Here is a 14,852-nt window from a genome sequence, read left to right as displayed (position 1 = left end):
TCGGTGGGGGCGTTATCCACTGATCATCAAGGTCATCGGCCCCTTCGCCACTCAACTTGAGGGGTTTTTACAAAAAAATTTCGACCAGGCGGAAGATCTGTCTTGTCCGCGCAGGTCGGTAACCTGGGGGAGATGCTCGGGGGACCAGACATTCTCGCCTACCTCGTCATGGCCATAGGTGGCGCCATGGCGGTGGGAAGCCTTGGGGCAATTGTTCGCCCTCCGGTGGCCCGGAAGGATGGCGACCTCGACCGTGCCCCGTTGGGGCGTAGCATCGGCTTTGCCATCGTTGGGCTGATGGCGGCCCTGTGGGCGCTGGGCAGCCTTCTGAGCGGTTGATCTCGGGGAGGGTCAGACTCGGCTGAGACGAAGGCCAAGCGACTCCAGTGTGGAGAAGGGCTGGTTGTAACCGCGTTCGAGGTGATGGATGCCCTGGAGGGTGGAGGATCCCTCGGCGGCGGCTGCCGCGATGACCGATGAGAATCCGGCTCGCACATCGGGGATGGTGACGTCGGCCCCTTGCAATTTCGATTTGCCCCGAACCACGGCGGAGTGCACCGCCGAGGAGTCGTGGAATCGGCAGGCTGGTCCGCCCAGACAGGTGTCGAAGAGTTCGATCTCCCCGCCCATTTCTTTGAGGGCTTCGACGTAGCCGAGGCGGTCTTCGTACACCGTCTCGTGTAGCACCGACATGCCGTCGGCCTGGGTCATGAGCACGATGAGTGGTGGTTGCCAGTCGGTCATGAACCCTGGGTGCGTGTCGGTGTGTATGGCGGAGGGAGTGAGTTGGTCGGCGCTGGCGCTGATCCAGGTGTCGTCGATGTCGAAGTGGGCGCCCATGCACTGCAGGGTATTGATGGCGGTGACTAGGCGGTCTTGGTTGCAGCCGCCCACCCGCACCCGACCGCCGGTCATCAACCCGGCCACGAGGTACGAGAAGGCTTCTAGGCGGTCTCCCTGCAGGTGGGCATTGGCTCCGTTGAGAGACGCCACTCCTTCGATCACGAAGCGCCGGTCGGGTTGCAACGCGATCTGAGCCCCCATGCGCTGGAGAAACAGCGCCAACTCCACCACCTCGGGCTCGGTGGCGGCATTGTGGATCACTGTGCGGCCTTCGGCGAGCACGGAGGAGAGCAGGACCGTCTCAGTTGCGCCTACGGATGGGTACGGGAGGACGACGCGCGTGCCTTGGAGTCGACCGGCGATGCGGGCGGTGATTCCGTCGGGTTGCACTTCGACTTCGGCGCCCATCTGCCGGAGGGCACTCACGTGAAAGTCCACCGGACGTTGGCCGATTTGGTCGCCCCCCACGAGGGGTACGAAGGCCTCGTGGGCGCGGTGCAGCAATGGACCGAGCAGGAGGATGGGGATGCGGTTGAGGCCGGAGAATTCGAGCGGAACGCGGGCATTGGGTTGTGGAGTGGGTACCACGGTGATGGTGTCGCTCTCGATGATGACCTCAAGGCCGATCGATCGCAGGATGTCGGCGGTAATGCCCACGTCACCCACAGCGGGGGCGTTGGTGATCTTGGAGGGTGTATCGGCGAGGAGGGCGGCCACCATGTGTTTGGTGACGGCGTTTTTGGACCCAGCCACGTGGACATCGCCTTTGAGAGGTCCGCTGGGTTCGATCTGCCACGCATCCATAGGCCTAGGCTAATCGCACCGGGTTGTTGACTCGGTAAGGGCAGCCGGGGATTCTTCTGGATGGCATAAGAATCGGTTGACGATGGGAGATGTAATGGAGATGAAAAAGTGTCTTGGAGCGGAAGCATTCGGCACCTTTTGGCTGGTGCTGGGTGGCTGCGGCGCGGCGGTCATAGCCGGTGGTGAAGGTGGCGTGGGAACGCTGGGAATCTCGTTGGCCTTCGGTCTTACCGTGCTCACGATGGTCTACGCCGTCGGCCATATTTCTGGGGGTCACTTCAACCCGGCGATCACGCTGGGTTTGTGGCACGGCAAGCGCTTCGAGGCGAAACACGTTGCTCCGTACGTCGCTTCCCAATTGGTGGGAGCGGTGTTGGCCGGCGCGGTGTTACTGATGATTGCGAGCGGGAAGGCGGGGTTCGATCCGACGACCGGGAAGGCGGGCAGTTTTGCCACCAACGGCTACGGCGACTTCTCCCCCGGGGGCTACTCGCTGTGGTCGTGTCTGGTCTGTGAGGTCGTGATGACGGCGTTCTTCCTCATCATCATCATGGGGGTCACCGACAAGCGGATTCCTCAGGTTTCCGCTCCGGTGGCCATCGGTCTGGCACTCACGCTCATCCACCTCATCAGTATTCCGGTCACCAATACCTCGGTGAATCCTGCTCGCTCCATCGGGGTGGCCCTCTTCGGCGGCATCGACGCCATTGAACAATTGTGGTTGTTCATCGTGGCTCCGGCGGCTGGGGCGCTGCTCGGTGTTTTCCTGTACGGGGCACTGTTGAGTCCTGCCCCGGAACCGGCCGCCCCGTAGCCAGCTAGACGGCGTCGCTCCCTCGTTCACCGGTCCGGATACGCAGGACATCGGGTACGTCGACGGTCCAGATCTTGCCGTCTCCGATCTTCTCGGTGCGAGCGGCCTTGGCTAGGGCGGCGATGATGTCGTCGCTCCGGCTGTCGTCTACCAGCAACTCGATCTTGACCTTGGGGACAAACTCGACGGTGTATTCGGCGCCGCGGTACACCTCCGTGTGGCCTGATTGGCGGCCAAATCCTTGCACTTCGGTGACCGTCATGCCGTTGATGCCGGCGGCCTTGAGGGCCTCCTTCACATCGTCGAGCTTGAACGGCTTGATGACTGCGGTAATCAGTTTCATGGGTTGCTCCCGTCAGTTCGAGTAGGCCGTCTCGGCGTGGAGGCTCTGGTCGAGCCCCACATCCTGTTGCTCGTCGGTGGCCCGGAGGCCGATGGTGGTTTGGATGACTTTGGCAATGATGTAACTAACCGTAAAGGCGTAGACCAGCGTTACCAGGGAGGCCACGATCTGGTCCTGGAGGAGATCGGTCCCACCGCCCATGAAGAGCCCAGGGTTGGTCACGGCCGCATTGATGGCCTCATCGGCGAACAGGCCGAGCACGATCGCTCCAAACAGGCCGCCTACGAGGTGCACGGCGATCACGTCGAGGCTGTCGTCGAAGCGGAACTTGGACTTGAGCCCGAGGGCGAGGTAGCAGATGATGCCGGCTCCGAATCCGATGTAGATCGGCGACATCCCGCCGACAAAGCCGGCGCAGGGGGTGATGGCCACAAGGCCGGCGACGGCTCCAGAGGCGGCGCCGAGGGTGGTGGCGTAGCCGTGTTTGATTTTTTCTACCAGCAGCCAGCCAAGCATGGCCGCCGCTGGCGCCAGGATGGTGTTGATGAGGGCCTGGGCGGCGATGCCATCGGCGGCGAGCGCAGATCCGGCGTTGAACCCAGCCCAGCCAAACCACAGGATGCCGGTTCCGAGCACCGTGAAGGGGAGGCTGTGGGGGTGCATCGGCTCATGGGGGTAGCCCTTGCGCTTGCCGACGACCAGGATTGCCGCGAGGGCAGCGGCGCCGGCGTTGATGTGCACCACGGTCCCGCCGGCGAAGTCCAGGGCGCCCATCTTGGCGAGCCATCCGCCCGCAAACACCATGTGGGCCACCGGGGCGTAGACGAGAACCAACCACACTGCGATGAAGGTGGCGTATCCAGCGAACTTGAGCCGGTCGGCGGTGGCCCCTGTGATCAGCGCAGGCGTGATGATGGCAAAGGTCATCTGGTAGGCGCAGAAGAGGATGAAGGGAATGGTCAGGAACTCGAAGAAACCTTCGGGGGAGCCTCCGATACCAACCTTGTTGAGGAGCAGGTAGTCGAAGTTGCCGATGAAGCCACCGTCTCCGGAGTTGGCAAAGACGAGACTAAACACCACGACCGCCCACAGGACCGCCAGGATTCCCATGGCGAAGATGTTTTGCATCAACATGGCGAGCACGTTCTTGCCGCGAACCATGCCGCCGTAGAAGAGCGCCAGTCCCGGGGTCATGAACAGCACCAGTGCCGTGGACATGAGCAGCCATGCGGTGTTGCCTGAATCCAACGCGAAGTCCATGTCGCTCCTTGGTTGATGAGTGCGTCAGGCACCACTTTCTCGCGAGACTGTTTCCGGCCGGTTTCCGCTTTCATGCCGTCTTGTGAACAGACAGAAGGGGGATTGTCTTGTCAGGAGGGTGGGCGACTGGGGCTTGGTGTACCCCATCGGGTGCGAAACCCGTCGAGTTCTGCCGGGCTGTAGAAGTGCTGTGCGAAGCGCGAGGTGTAGGCGAGATCGAGGGTGCGCTGGGTAACGCGGGCTTCGCTCAGCACCGTGTCGTAGAGGGCGGAGTAGGGCTTACGGGCCGCGTCGTTTTCGCGCGCCAGGACTAGAGGTTCGGGGAGCCCGAGGAAGTGGCCGAGGGCCTGGGGCGCCACGTCGAGGCTTTCCTGGCGAAGGATGAGGAGGCGAACGGACGGGGTTTCGATGATGGCATAGCCGACGGCGGGATCGAATGGGTGCTCGTAGACGTTGATGCCGAGGCTGACGTGGAGTTCGCGGTCGAACCAGCCGATCGTGCGAGGGATGCCTTGGGCCGTGGCGAAGCGGAGGAAGGAGGCCGTGGTGGTCGCGGGATCACCCAGGCGGCCAAGGCGTTCTCCGGACTGGAAGAAATCGGAGGCCGAACGCCCAATGGGCTCGCGCACGATCGTGATCACTGCCCAGGGGTGTTCCGTTGTTGGTGGGCGACGGAGGAGATGGGAGGCGTGAAGGATGTGACGCGGTCGGGCGGTCGGGTCCGTACGGCGGTAGTTCGCCTCGACCTGGGCCACGGCCATCGGGGTGAGGAGGTGAACTTTGTACACGGGCCGCTGCAGGCGTTGTTGAGCCGCTCGAACGATGGCACTGCTGGCGGTCTTGCTCATACAGAACACAACGATGGGATCTTCACGATCGCGGTCCATGCGGCGCAGGAGGCGCCACTTGGTAAGGGCGTAACTGCGTCTGGGTAGTTGGCGGAGTCGCTGTCGGAGGGCGGGCATCAGGGGTTTCATACGTCGGCAGGACTCATGGGTGCTGTCTATCGGCTGGTCGCCCATTCCCCGGGTCTTAGAACTGAAAGCGCCGACCCCACGGCATGGGATCGGCGCTTTCAGTTCCACTTCAAGTCTCGGGGCCTACGAGGCCCGGAGCGGTTAGATCGATGCCGACTTGGAGCGCAGACGAGCACCTATCAGGACCACGATGCCGATGGCCAGGGCGGCAAGGCCCATGCCTGCTAGCGGGAGTGAGTCGCTGCCGGTCGCGGGCAGCGTGGGGGAGCCCGGAGTTGCTGCGCCCACCGTGATGTCGAGGACTACTACAACGGCATCACCACAGTCGACGTCCACGGTCTGGTCGCCATTGGCGGTGGCCGGGATGGTGGCGCTGAAGCTGAAGGCACCTGCGTCGGTGGCGGTGCCGTAGCCGATGCTCTTGCCATCGAGTGAGGCTGTGACGGTGCCGCTGGCGGTTGCGCCCGTCCCCTCTACCGTCACGACCTCCCCAGCGGTGGGCGTTTCCGACGAGATGGTGGCTACGCAGCCAGCGTAACTCTGTTGGGTGGCAGCACCGGTCGGGGAGGCCGCAGCCACACCAACAGCCGCAACTAGAAAGGCAAGTGCGAGCAAGAGACGACGAATCATTCGGAACTCCAGGCGGGCTAGATCGTTCCGACGGAACGGTGAGGAATAAGTATGCCCCTATAGCGGCGGCATAGTCCAGGTTTCCCAAGCGAGGGCTCTTTCTGTCAGTGGGGGGGAAGGAAAAAGACGTTCAGCGCGGCGTCCTGCTGAAGTTGTTTCGTCAGGGTGTCTCGGCCGTAGCCAATCCAGCCTTTCGGCCCCTCCACGTTGATTTGGAACCGGTCGTTGTTCACCATTGGCTGCGGCACAACGTCGAGGTGGTAGCCGGCGCGGAGGTCCATGGTGCCTTCGAGCGTGAAGGTCACGGTTTGTGTGCCACCCGGGGGGATATCGAGAAGGGCCCAGTAGCGGTTGCGGTCGTATTCCGCGGCGGCACCCCGGTTGATGGACTCGCCGTCCATTCTCACATCGACTAGGTCGAGCGGTGTGTACACCGCAACGGTGGTGGAGTTCGTTCCGGGGGGGAACTTGAGGCGGTTACCGATCACGGGGTCCGGCAGGCCAGAGGCTGGGGCATCGTTTCGGACCCGCACCGTCACTGTGGAGCGCACCGTGTCATTCTCGGGGTCCACCGCTACGTCGTAGGTCACCGTCCGGTGCATGAACACATCGATTTTGCTGCGACCCCGGTTAGAGGCCCGTACCGAGAGAAAGTCGCCGTCTACTGCAGGAAGTGTGCCGTCGAGGTGCAGGCGTTTGATGAGGGCTTGTTCGTCGGGGTGGAAGCTGTGGAAGAGCAACCGGCGGGCCTGTACTGCCGGAGCCATTGTATCGGCGAGTTGGCGCGGTCCGGGTAGATCGCCCGAGGTCAGCTTCTCGAAGACGCTCTGGGCGGCTTCTAGGAGGAAGTCGTGGCGGGTTTCGGCTGAGTCGACAAGGGATTGGTCGTCGGGGAAGGTGGTGTACTGATTTCTAAGGAGGAAGGGGGCGGCCGTGGTGGCGGTCAGGGGGCGGGGGTAGCCCGGGAGTGTGATGGGTCCAGTGAGTTGCAACATATTGGCCAGGGCCTGGGGGTCCATGTAGAGGACACCATCGAGTGGAAGGGCGGGCGGGCGCCACATTTGTCGAGCGGCTTCGGCGGTGGTCGGAAAGTCCGCCGACCCGGTGATGTTTTGCCAGTACCGTTCCGGCCGCAGGGCGAGGAAGCCGTCTGGGAACACGGCGCGGTCAGCAAGTTGGCGGCCCTGGAACCGCTCGTTGAGGTCGTTCACTCGGCCTGTTTTTTGGAGTTTGATCTCTCCGTCGTCCACCACCAACAGGGCATACGCCCCCATGAATCCGCCGAGGTCTCGTGTTTCAGCCGGAGTTGCGAACGCCACAAAGTAGCGGCGCGGCCCATCCTCACCGAGTAGATCGGGGATCACTTCCACTGCCGCCGCCGCGGTCTGAGCGTCTTCGGTGGCACGGTCGATTGAGCGCTGGAACGAAGCCAAGCGACTAGCCACCGGCGCCAGTAGCCAGGGTGATTCGGCTCGGCGAGTGCCGTCGCTGGTGCGGGCCAGGGAGCCTTGGATGGCCGCGAGCGGTTCCCTCATCGCCCGGACACGGTCGAGGTCAACTCGGCCCTCAGTTACCCGCAGATCCTCTACTTGAGTGGCGCGTGTGGAAGTAGCGGTATCGGCAGCGAGGTGGGAGCCCTCCTGAGTGAGCACCGCGAGGGCCCGAGATTGCTGGCCGATCCCCGGGAGGAGTAGAGCCGGTTTGGCGTACCACGCACTGAAGTTGTGGTGCGCCGCACTGAACGAGCGTTCGGCGTTGTCGAGGTGGTCAGCAGCGACGCTGCTTTGGCCGATCTGGACGGCATTCAACCCCGCGTTGGCCTCTTGGATGCCTTCTTGTAGGGCTTGGCGGGAAAGGAGTACCGACAGCACCATGCCGCTGACGGCGATGGCCGTTGCGCCTCCCCCGATCATTGCCAGGATCCGGAGGCGCGCGCGAGCCCGGTCGCTGATGGATGGCCAGGCGGAGACGCTCAGACAACCCACTGCTAGCAGCGCGGCGGTCGCGTTGATGAGGAGTCGATCTGGCGGTTGTCGGAGCATTGTCTGAACAACGGCGGCACCGATCACCGCTCCTACCAGCCTGCCTTTGATGGGCCCGGAGCCGCGTCCGGCGATGGCGCTGAGTGCGACCGTGGCGCCAGCGATCCCGATCCAGACGCCGGCGGCGCTCGCCACAGCAATGAGGGATGCGGCTAGCCATGCCCGTGGTCGGCTGTATGAGGAGGCCAGCGGTACTCCGACGCCGACAGCCGCGCTGACCACTATGTCGCTGACTGAATAGGCGGTTGGTTGGGGGTAAGCGGCTATCGCCCCGACGCCGCTCACTAGCGCTACCGCCCAGATCGTCGCACTGGGAACTCGGCTCACGAGCGTGGTCGGGCTGCCGGGCCCTTCTGGCCCGTGGGTTGTTGTGCTCACAGCCCGGATCCTACGGGGCTTGCGGGACGGATTAATCGCGGTCGTTGCCGGGAATCAGTGCTGTCGGGACAACACGTCGTCCAAATTTCCTGAGATTTTATTGGCATCTTCCCCAGGTTCTCTGGTAAAAACAACGTGTGAGCGGCCGGGGGGCTTCTTCGTTCGCCACGATAAGACCCACTCAACTCACCCACGGGGGATTTTTCATGCGTCGAACTAGGTCTACGTTGCTGGCAGTTGCTTTTGCGACTGCCATGCTTGCTCCACTACTCAGTGCCAGTCCGGCCTCGGCCGTTCCGGTTACCGGCGACGGTTGCAACCTCAGTGCCGGCGCAGGTGCTGAGATCGGCCACTACCCGGCGCAGCCCAGCTCCCAGAGCGGGGTTGTCGTCTCCTGCCTCTTCAACAATCAGCCCGGGACTAGTCAGGTTGCCGCAGCCTTCACCTTCTCAGATTTTGGTAACGCCAACTACCACAACGGGGCGGCCCGCACAGTCACTGCCACCGCTGCCATCGCTCTCGGAGCTAGCACCTTTACCCTTACCAACTGCGCCGGCATCACTGGCTGGGTGAACCACACGATTACTCGCCAGCCCTACATCGCGGGCGGCATCGCCGCTGGCACCTTCGTCAAGAGCATCAGCGCTGGTTGCCTCGTCACGTTGAGCGCACCCACGACTAGTGCGTTGCTTATCAACCAGCAATTCAGGATTGATAACTTCCGCGCTCGTCGTATGGCGAACACGGCAACGGCGGGTGGCAACGTCGACTTTATTCTCGGGGGTTTCGTAATCACCTCAGCGCTCCTGAACTTCCAGGCAACCGATGTCGGGCTCAGCGTGAGTGGAACGGAAATCGCTCCGGACACCGAAATCACTGCCGTCGTTCCCGGTGTTTCCGCCACCATAAACAATGCGACCACCGCCGCCGACAGCGGTACCGTTGCCCCGTTCACAACGCTCACCATCGGTGGATCGGGGTTTTCGACGAGCTCCCGCTTCTGCGGTGGCGCCACCAGGACGGCGACCGTTATCACCAGTTCCGCCTGCAAGTTCAAGGCTGAGGACATCGGTCTTCCGGTCTCCGACGACACGGGCGTTGGTATCCCGGCTAACAGTTACATCAGCTCAATCGCTGGCACCACCGCCACCGTCGCCACCGGCGGCATGACCGTCGTTGCCGCTCCTGGGTTCAATTTGATCGTGGGCGATGCCACGGTTACGGCACCCAATGGCGTGGCTACTGACGATCAGGTTGGTCAACAGGGCATCCAGTTGGACCTCAACCCCAGTCTGGTGGCTGGATCGCAGGCCTGCTCGGCTGAGGAACCAGAAGGCTTCGGAGTAGTCGCTACTTGGAATAACCCGGCAGACTTCGCCGGGTCGGCAGCGTTCAACACGCCGCCGACTGGTGTGAAGGTAATCGGCCAACTTTACTTCGATACGTCGGCAGCGGACTTCTCCGCTTTCGTGGTCGAAACAAGCGTCCCGGCCAGCCTCGACAACACCTACTCCATCGTGGCCCCGAACGCTCCGACGACCATTGCGATGTGCTCAGGAACGGCGACCTCGCCGGGCCTCGGTTACTCGTTGCGAGTGCAGGCTCAAACCCATTCTGTGGCCATTCTGCCCACAGGTACGGGCCGTCCCGGGACGGCGCAGGTTCGCAACCTGGAAGAAGCCGCTACCTACCAAGCGGGCTACGTCACCGCAGCGACACTTGTGTCAAACACCGCTGGCATCGTCTACTCGCCGCTAGCTCAGTTCACTCGGCTTTGCAACTACCCTGCGGGCGTGGCGACAGTGAGCTTCAAGTGTGGTAACGGTTGATCTGGTTGGTTAGTAACAACTAGATAGCACAAGGGAGGGGGCGGGCCTGCGGGCTCGCCCCCTCCCGCGTCGGTTACGATATGGGGATGCGGGGCGAACTGAAGATGCGAAGAGGACTCTGGGTTGGGCTGATTTTGATCGGAGTTCTCACGGTTGGGTTGGCCTCGGGGCGGCCAGCGTCGGCACATGAGGGTGAGGACCATGAGGCTGGCGAACCAGCGGTGGCGTCCGAGGACCCGCTGGCTGGCATGGTGGGAATCGGCGACAACCTGTACTTCTCTGGCGCAGTTATCACTCCGGGTGACGGATCAGAGGTCCGCTCCTTGAGCGCCTACCAGGCCGCCGTGTTCGTTCAGTCTTGGGTGGGTACCGCCTTCTTCGGAGGCCCTGAGTCTGTTGAGGCGCCCTCGAAGGATCTACCGGTTACTCGTGTCGATGTCTCCGGCCAGTGGGGTCCGGGCAACCTAGGAGTAAACACGGTCTATTACGCGGCCAGCGCGGACAAGGTGTTCATATCCTGGCCCCAGGAACAACCAGTAGTTGCTGCTCCCGGGGGACCGCCGCCTCCTCAAGAGGATTGGTTCTTGGCCGTACCACGAGTCACCGACGCACTCGAAGGAAAGGCAAAGTTGATCGAAACAGCAGGGACGCAACAGGCCGACGATTATCTCACTGCGACCACCGAGGCCGAGGCCGCCGAGGCCGCCGAGACCGGGCCGGACGGTGCGAGCGGTGGATCGAGCAACGCCGCTTCTGATGCAGTTAGGGTGGCGGTGGCGGTGGTGGCCGCAGGCGTATTGATCGCCGTGGTGTGGCGACGGCGACGCTCGTAAAATCGGGGCCGGTGCAGTGATGAACGACCCGCCGGAGCAGTCGGAAATCGCCCTCAGCGTGGTGGTGGTGGCCCATGACATGGAGCGCGAGCTTCCTCGCACGCTGCGCTCGCTGGCATGTCCGTACCAACGCAACATTGATCCCGACGACTACGAGGTCGTGGTGGTGGACAACGGTTCATCCGTCCCGTTGGAAGCGGCCCTCCCCGCTGGTGCCGAGGCTTCGGTGTCCCTGCACCGAATTGAGGGGGCAGCAGTATCGCCAGTGAGGGCTGCCAATCAGGGCATCTCGCGGGCCCGGGGTGCGGTGGTCGGCCTGATCATTGATGGCGCCCGGATGGTTTCCCCGGGTCTGCTCGCGGGGGCCCTTCGCGGGGCAGCGGTGGCGCAACGCGCTGTCGTGACGGCGCCCGCTTGGCATCTCGGCCCGGGCGCGTCGGGATTGGCCGAGGGAGCAGGATACGACGAGGCCGCGGAGGACAAGCTACTGGAGCAGGCGGGCTGGGAGACCGACGGCTACGGGCTTTTCTCGATCGCCACCCCGGCAGCCTCATCGGCGCGTGGGCTCTTCGGTGCCATGGGGGAAAGTAGCTCGCTTTTCCTGCACCGCCAAACCTGGGATCAGGTGGGGGGCCTTGATGACCGGTTTGCTCTACCCGGTGGGGGAATGGTGAACCACGACCTTTATCGACGGGTCTGTGCCCTCGACGATGCCCAACTGGTGGTGCTCCTTGGGGAAGGAACCTTCCACCAGACCCACGGCGGTGCGGCTACCTCGGGCCGGCTTACTCAGGAGGAGATGCGGGCCGACTATGAGGCAATTTGTGGCCGTGCTCATCGGCCGCCGTCAAACCAGCCGCTGTTCTTAGGGTCGGTGACCTCGGCCTACCTGCCCTACCTGGCTGCGTCGGTGGGTACTGCTCAGCGCGTCGGTCAGGCCGACGAAGGGCCGTGATGTATTCGTGCGGGCACACCGATGGCCGTGGTGCGGGCGGGAACGTCGGTGAGCACAACGGCGTTGGCACCGATTCTGGCGCCTGTCCCAACTCGAACGGTACCGAGGACCTTGGCACCGCTGCCGATCTCCACGTTGGCGCCGACGCTGGGTCCCTCGAAATCCCCACTGCGTAGTCCAATCGTTACAAATGGAGCGATACGAACGTTGGGACCGATGGAGGTGATTCCGTCAATCACCACCTGTCCGTGCAGGAGGTACAGCCCGGGTGCGATGACGACGGGATCCCCGATGCAAACCTGGGCACTTGTCATGGCCAACCAATGGGCCACCCGTGGGAGAAACGGCACTCGGAGCGATTGCATTCGAGCCTTCGCTCGATAGCAGACCTGGGCAAAGAAGGCATCACTGACTACAAGAAGGCGCAGGCATTGCGCTGCAGCATGGCGCCGAGAGCGAAATTGGGTGCCCTCTCCTCGGTAGGTCATGGTGCATCTTGCGTCGGCGATGACGGCTGAACAGAACTGGGGATGCCGGGACCGACGCTCTCTCCAAAAACCGTCACGGGCTACGGCGCTGTCTCTGTCATGTACGTGAAGAGGGTCGGCGGGAGTTGGGTTCATGGGTCTTTGACCAGTGGGACGACGCCCGACATGTTCGAGACCTTTATCCTAGTGGTGCCCGAGGGCCGTGCCGAGGTTCGATTCGACGAATGAATCGTCATCGTTCGGCTGGTTATTGGCAGAGATGCCTCCATCAGATGAAAGCTAGAGATAGTCCGCGGTGGGCGTGCATGCAGATCGTTCGCTGGGGTAGGTATCGCATTGGTCGCGGGCCGTTTGCCCTCGCGGCCCACCCCGGTGATGCTGCCCTGGTGGGCGGGGATCAAGCAGTGCTGATCGGTTCCAGCCGGGCTCACCGGGGACAACTCGATGGTTCACAGCACTGCCCCTAGATGGGACTGACCAGCCAAGGCTGGGCGCTCAATCCTTTGTTCGGGCGGCCGCGACCGGGCGGGGGTTGGGTCCTGGTCTGCCGTCCATGCATACGGAGCGCGTCGAGTTGGCAAAATCGGTGTCGAAGGGCGGACCACGCAGGACATGTGAAAAATCGATCGGTATGGGCCCGTTTCGCCGATCCGAAGCGGCTCGTCGTTTGCGTTCGGGTGGTCCAGGCGCCAATCCGTGACACCAGCCGTCGGGCTATTGCGCTGACTCACTCAGGCCACGCAGGGGCATTCGGCCTGATGGCCGCACCAAGCCTAGAGCTCTTCCGAACGGTCAATCCCGTCGCGCTCAGGCCCGGCTCCGTTGGTGCCGTTGGTGCCGTTGGTGCCGTTGGTGCCGTTGGTGCCGTTGGTGCCGTTGGTCTTGCCGTTGGTGCCGTTGGTCTTGCCGTTGGTGCCGTTGGTCTTGCCGTTGGTGCCGTTGGTGCCGTTGGCCGCCCTGGCCCCCACAGCAACTGTCTCGTACCGGACCCGATCCACCCAGACGGGGGCGCTGTTGGCTGCGGTTGATTTCGCGACAGCTGCGGTGACGGCGCTCGAGGCACTGGCCGCGATGGGCCGACCGGAGGCCATGCGTGGGGCGTCGGCATCAGGTCGGAATAGCTTTGGCTCCAGCGCTAGTAAGGCGTACAGCGCCGGTAGTACAAGCGAGCGTTGGCGGGTGAGGAGGCCGAAGTTGGCCAATGAGGAGAAACTCGCTGAGTAGAGAACGAGAAGCGTGATGCAGTAGAGGAGGAAGGGGTCCTTTCGGCAACGCTGTAGTGCGAGGCGGATAGACGAGAATCGGTAAATAACGAGCCAGAGCAGCAGAGCTGACTCGATGGCTGCCAGCATCTGAAGTCCGTTTCCCGACTCCCAGAGAAAGGGCCTGAAGAGCACAGTGATGGCACTGCGCGGCAGGAACAATGGATTAGTTATCGAGTTTCCGCCGGTTGAGTACGTGGATCCACCGTAGGAGGTAGCTGATGTTTGGGCATCAAGTTGCTCTTCGACAGAGTCAAGCGAAAGGCTTTCCAAGCCAATAAACCGTGTTCCAGCGGTGACGGTGAAGACCACCAGAATGCCGAGGGCCACCATGGCGAATGGTCGAGTGGCGGAGACGTTGTCGCTTGACCGTCGAGTACGCCCCACGAAGTATGGGATAGCTGCGGCCACCGTGGCGAGCGCCAATAGGTGGGGCCGAATTGCAAACAGGAGGAGACCGCCTCCAAGGGCAAGTGGGATGGCACGAGTAATGTGGTTCCTGAGCACCAAAGAGGTGGCCCAGGCCAGGGCACCGAGACCGAGTTGCATCAGGGCTTCCTTGCCCAGTGCGGCCGGCCAGAACACGATGCTGGGGACGAACAGCATGAAAATCAGGGCGAGGCGCTGATTCACATAGGGCACCGCATCACTGATGGCCCGGTACCAGAAGTATGATCCGAGCACCGCCAGCAATCCGAATAAGAAGAACCCGGCGAGCTGGTCTCTCCCGAAGAGGTAGTAGAGAACGCCGGTCAGAAACCTGATCATGTTGCTTCCGCTGAGGGCCATTCCCTCCATAGGGGATGTGGCGCGTTCGCCAGCCCAAAACGCAACCAGTTCACGACCTTCTCGGTCGTAAACGTACGCGTCGCCCGCGTTCTGGTATATGAAAGTGAGGCTGAAGTACCTAGCCGCCGCGGCCACGATCTTGAAGATCGTGCCAAGGAGGATTAGCCGGGGCAGCCAGGGCTCATTGGGTCGGAGGCGGTGGCATCGTCGACCAAAGGCAATGGCTAGAACAATCCCGGCCAACGGGAAGAGCACTACTCCCACGTGGTCTTGCCCCATGCCCTGTGTGGCGATGAGCGTGGCAAGGATCATGCCGCCGGCAACGGCGACCCCCGCCGTGGCGCTCGGTTCAAGCCCGGCCCCGACAGGCGTGGCACTTTCGTCCCGGCGGTCATTCGCTGCGGCGAGGTCCTCGGGCGTCGAAACGATAGAAAACAGGGGCAGGAGGCCGTTGGTGCCGTGGCCGTTGGTGCCGTGGCCGTTGGTGCCGTGGCCGTTGGTGCCGTGGCCGTTGGTGTCGTGGCCGTTGGTGTCGTGGCCGTTGGTGTCGTGGCCGTTGGTGTCGTGGCCGTTGGTGTCGTGGCCGTTGGTGTCGTGGCCGTTGG

General features: G+C 62.9%; 12 protein-coding genes and 2 pseudogenes. 5 read left to right on the top strand and 9 right to left on the bottom strand.

Translation table 11 applies throughout. From position 1 onward, the window contains the following. The first annotated feature begins 132 nt into the window (after nt 1–132). Nucleotides 133–339, top strand: a complete 207-nt coding sequence (locus EXQ71_12560; protein ID MSO88325.1) for a hypothetical protein — start codon at nt 133–135, stop codon at nt 337–339. Between the two features lie 12 nt (nt 340–351). Here the strand turns inward: EXQ71_12560 and murA are convergent, their stop codons facing one another. Then, nucleotides 352–1,647, bottom strand: coding sequence for a UDP-N-acetylglucosamine 1-carboxyvinyltransferase (gene murA, locus EXQ71_12555; GenBank protein MSO88324.1), 1,296 nt, complete (start codon nt 1,645–1,647; stop codon nt 352–354). 100 nt (nt 1,648–1,747) lie between these two features. On the opposite strand from murA, the gene EXQ71_12550 reads away from it, so the two are divergent. Next, nucleotides 1,748–2,461, top strand: coding sequence for an aquaporin Z (locus tag EXQ71_12550; GenBank protein ID MSO88323.1), 714 nt, complete (start codon nt 1,748–1,750; stop codon nt 2,459–2,461). A gap of 4 nt (nt 2,462–2,465) precedes the next feature. Here EXQ71_12550 and EXQ71_12545 read toward each other — a convergent pair whose 3' ends face one another. The 5 genes from EXQ71_12545 to EXQ71_12525 form a co-directional block, all read right to left on the bottom strand. Next, nucleotides 2,466–2,804: a P-II family nitrogen regulator gene (locus EXQ71_12545; protein ID MSO88322.1), complete on the bottom strand. Its 339-nt coding sequence runs from the start codon at nt 2,802–2,804 to the stop codon at nt 2,466–2,468. Between the two features lie 12 nt (nt 2,805–2,816). Beyond that, nucleotides 2,817–4,064: an ammonium transporter gene (locus EXQ71_12540; GenBank protein MSO88321.1), complete on the bottom strand. Its 1,248-nt coding sequence runs from the start codon at nt 4,062–4,064 to the stop codon at nt 2,817–2,819. 110 nt (nt 4,065–4,174) lie between these two features. After that, nucleotides 4,175–5,086: a hypothetical protein gene (locus tag EXQ71_12535; protein ID MSO88320.1), complete on the bottom strand. Its 912-nt coding sequence runs from the start codon at nt 5,084–5,086 to the stop codon at nt 4,175–4,177. 96 nt (nt 5,087–5,182) lie between these two features. Beyond that, nucleotides 5,183–5,671 carry an LPXTG cell wall anchor domain-containing protein gene (locus EXQ71_12530; GenBank protein ID MSO88319.1) on the bottom strand — a complete coding sequence of 163 codons (489 nt, stop codon included), beginning with the start codon at nt 5,669–5,671 and terminating at the stop codon, nt 5,183–5,185. A 104-nt stretch (nt 5,672–5,775) separates the two neighbouring features. After that, nucleotides 5,776–7,848 (bottom strand): DUF4012 domain-containing protein, encoded by a 2,073-nt coding sequence (locus EXQ71_12525; protein ID MSO88318.1) that lies wholly within the window; start codon nt 7,846–7,848, stop codon nt 5,776–5,778. 470 nt (nt 7,849–8,318) lie between these two features. Here EXQ71_12525 and EXQ71_12520 point away from each other — a divergent pair, with 470 nt between their 5' ends. The 3 genes from EXQ71_12520 to EXQ71_12510 all read left to right on the top strand — a co-directional run bounded on the left by EXQ71_12520 (nt 8,319) and on the right by EXQ71_12510 (nt 11,708). Next, nucleotides 8,319–9,920 carry a hypothetical protein gene (locus tag EXQ71_12520; protein MSO88317.1) on the top strand — a complete coding sequence of 534 codons (1,602 nt, stop codon included), beginning with the start codon at nt 8,319–8,321 and terminating at the stop codon, nt 9,918–9,920. 86 nt (nt 9,921–10,006) lie between these two features. Continuing rightward, a complete protein-coding gene (locus tag EXQ71_12515) occupies nt 10,007–10,753 on the top strand; it encodes a hypothetical protein (protein ID MSO88316.1) in 747 nt (248 codons plus the stop codon). A gap of 19 nt (nt 10,754–10,772) precedes the next feature. Then, on the top strand, nt 10,773–11,708 hold the full coding sequence (locus tag EXQ71_12510) for a glycosyltransferase family 2 protein (protein ID MSO88315.1): 936 nt from the start codon (nt 10,773–10,775) through the stop codon (nt 11,706–11,708). Here the strand turns inward: EXQ71_12510 and EXQ71_12505 are convergent. From EXQ71_12505 to EXQ71_12495, 3 genes and pseudogenes are all read right to left on the bottom strand, one after another. After that, complete coding sequence (locus EXQ71_12505) at nt 11,687–12,331, bottom strand: hypothetical protein (GenBank protein MSO88314.1); 645 nt, start codon at nt 12,329–12,331, stop codon at nt 11,687–11,689. The two genes, EXQ71_12510 and EXQ71_12505, sit on opposite strands and share 22 nt — an antisense overlap. 679 nt (nt 12,332–13,010) lie before the next feature. Beyond that, a pseudogene (locus EXQ71_12500) lies at nt 13,011–13,148 on the bottom strand (protein FilE). 1,545 nt (nt 13,149–14,693) lie between these two features. Further along, nucleotides 14,694–14,852 (bottom strand): annotated as a pseudogene (locus EXQ71_12495) (PE-PPE domain-containing protein).

Source organism: Acidimicrobiia bacterium, from assembly GCA_009694375.1.
Taxonomy (GTDB): domain Bacteria; phylum Actinomycetota; class Acidimicrobiia; order Acidimicrobiales; family VFJN01; genus VFJN01.
Note: the sequence above shows the minus strand (reverse complement) of the source record. Positions and strands in the feature narration are given on the sequence as shown.

Excerpts from the sequence above, each read along its gene's own strand:
- EXQ71_12560 (MSO88325.1), top strand. The coding sequence starts at position 133 with ATGCTCGGGGGACCAGACATTCTCGCCTACCTCGTCATGGCCATAGGT.
- murA (MSO88324.1), bottom strand. The coding sequence starts at position 1,647 with ATGGATGCGTGGCAGATCGAACCCAGCGGACCTCTCAAAGGCGATGTC.
- EXQ71_12550 (MSO88323.1), top strand. The coding sequence starts at position 1,748 with ATGAAAAAGTGTCTTGGAGCGGAAGCATTCGGCACCTTTTGGCTGGTG.
- EXQ71_12545 (MSO88322.1), bottom strand. The coding sequence starts at position 2,804 with ATGAAACTGATTACCGCAGTCATCAAGCCGTTCAAGCTCGACGATGTG.
- EXQ71_12540 (MSO88321.1), bottom strand. The coding sequence starts at position 4,064 with ATGGACTTCGCGTTGGATTCAGGCAACACCGCATGGCTGCTCATGTCC.
- EXQ71_12535 (MSO88320.1), bottom strand. The coding sequence starts at position 5,086 with ATGGGCGACCAGCCGATAGACAGCACCCATGAGTCCTGCCGACGTATG.
- EXQ71_12530 (MSO88319.1), bottom strand. The coding sequence starts at position 5,671 with ATGATTCGTCGTCTCTTGCTCGCACTTGCCTTTCTAGTTGCGGCTGTT.
- EXQ71_12515 (MSO88316.1), top strand. The coding sequence starts at position 10,007 with ATGCGGGGCGAACTGAAGATGCGAAGAGGACTCTGGGTTGGGCTGATT.
- EXQ71_12510 (MSO88315.1), top strand. The coding sequence starts at position 10,773 with ATGAACGACCCGCCGGAGCAGTCGGAAATCGCCCTCAGCGTGGTGGTG.
- EXQ71_12505 (MSO88314.1), bottom strand. The coding sequence starts at position 12,331 with ATGAACCCAACTCCCGCCGACCCTCTTCACGTACATGACAGAGACAGC.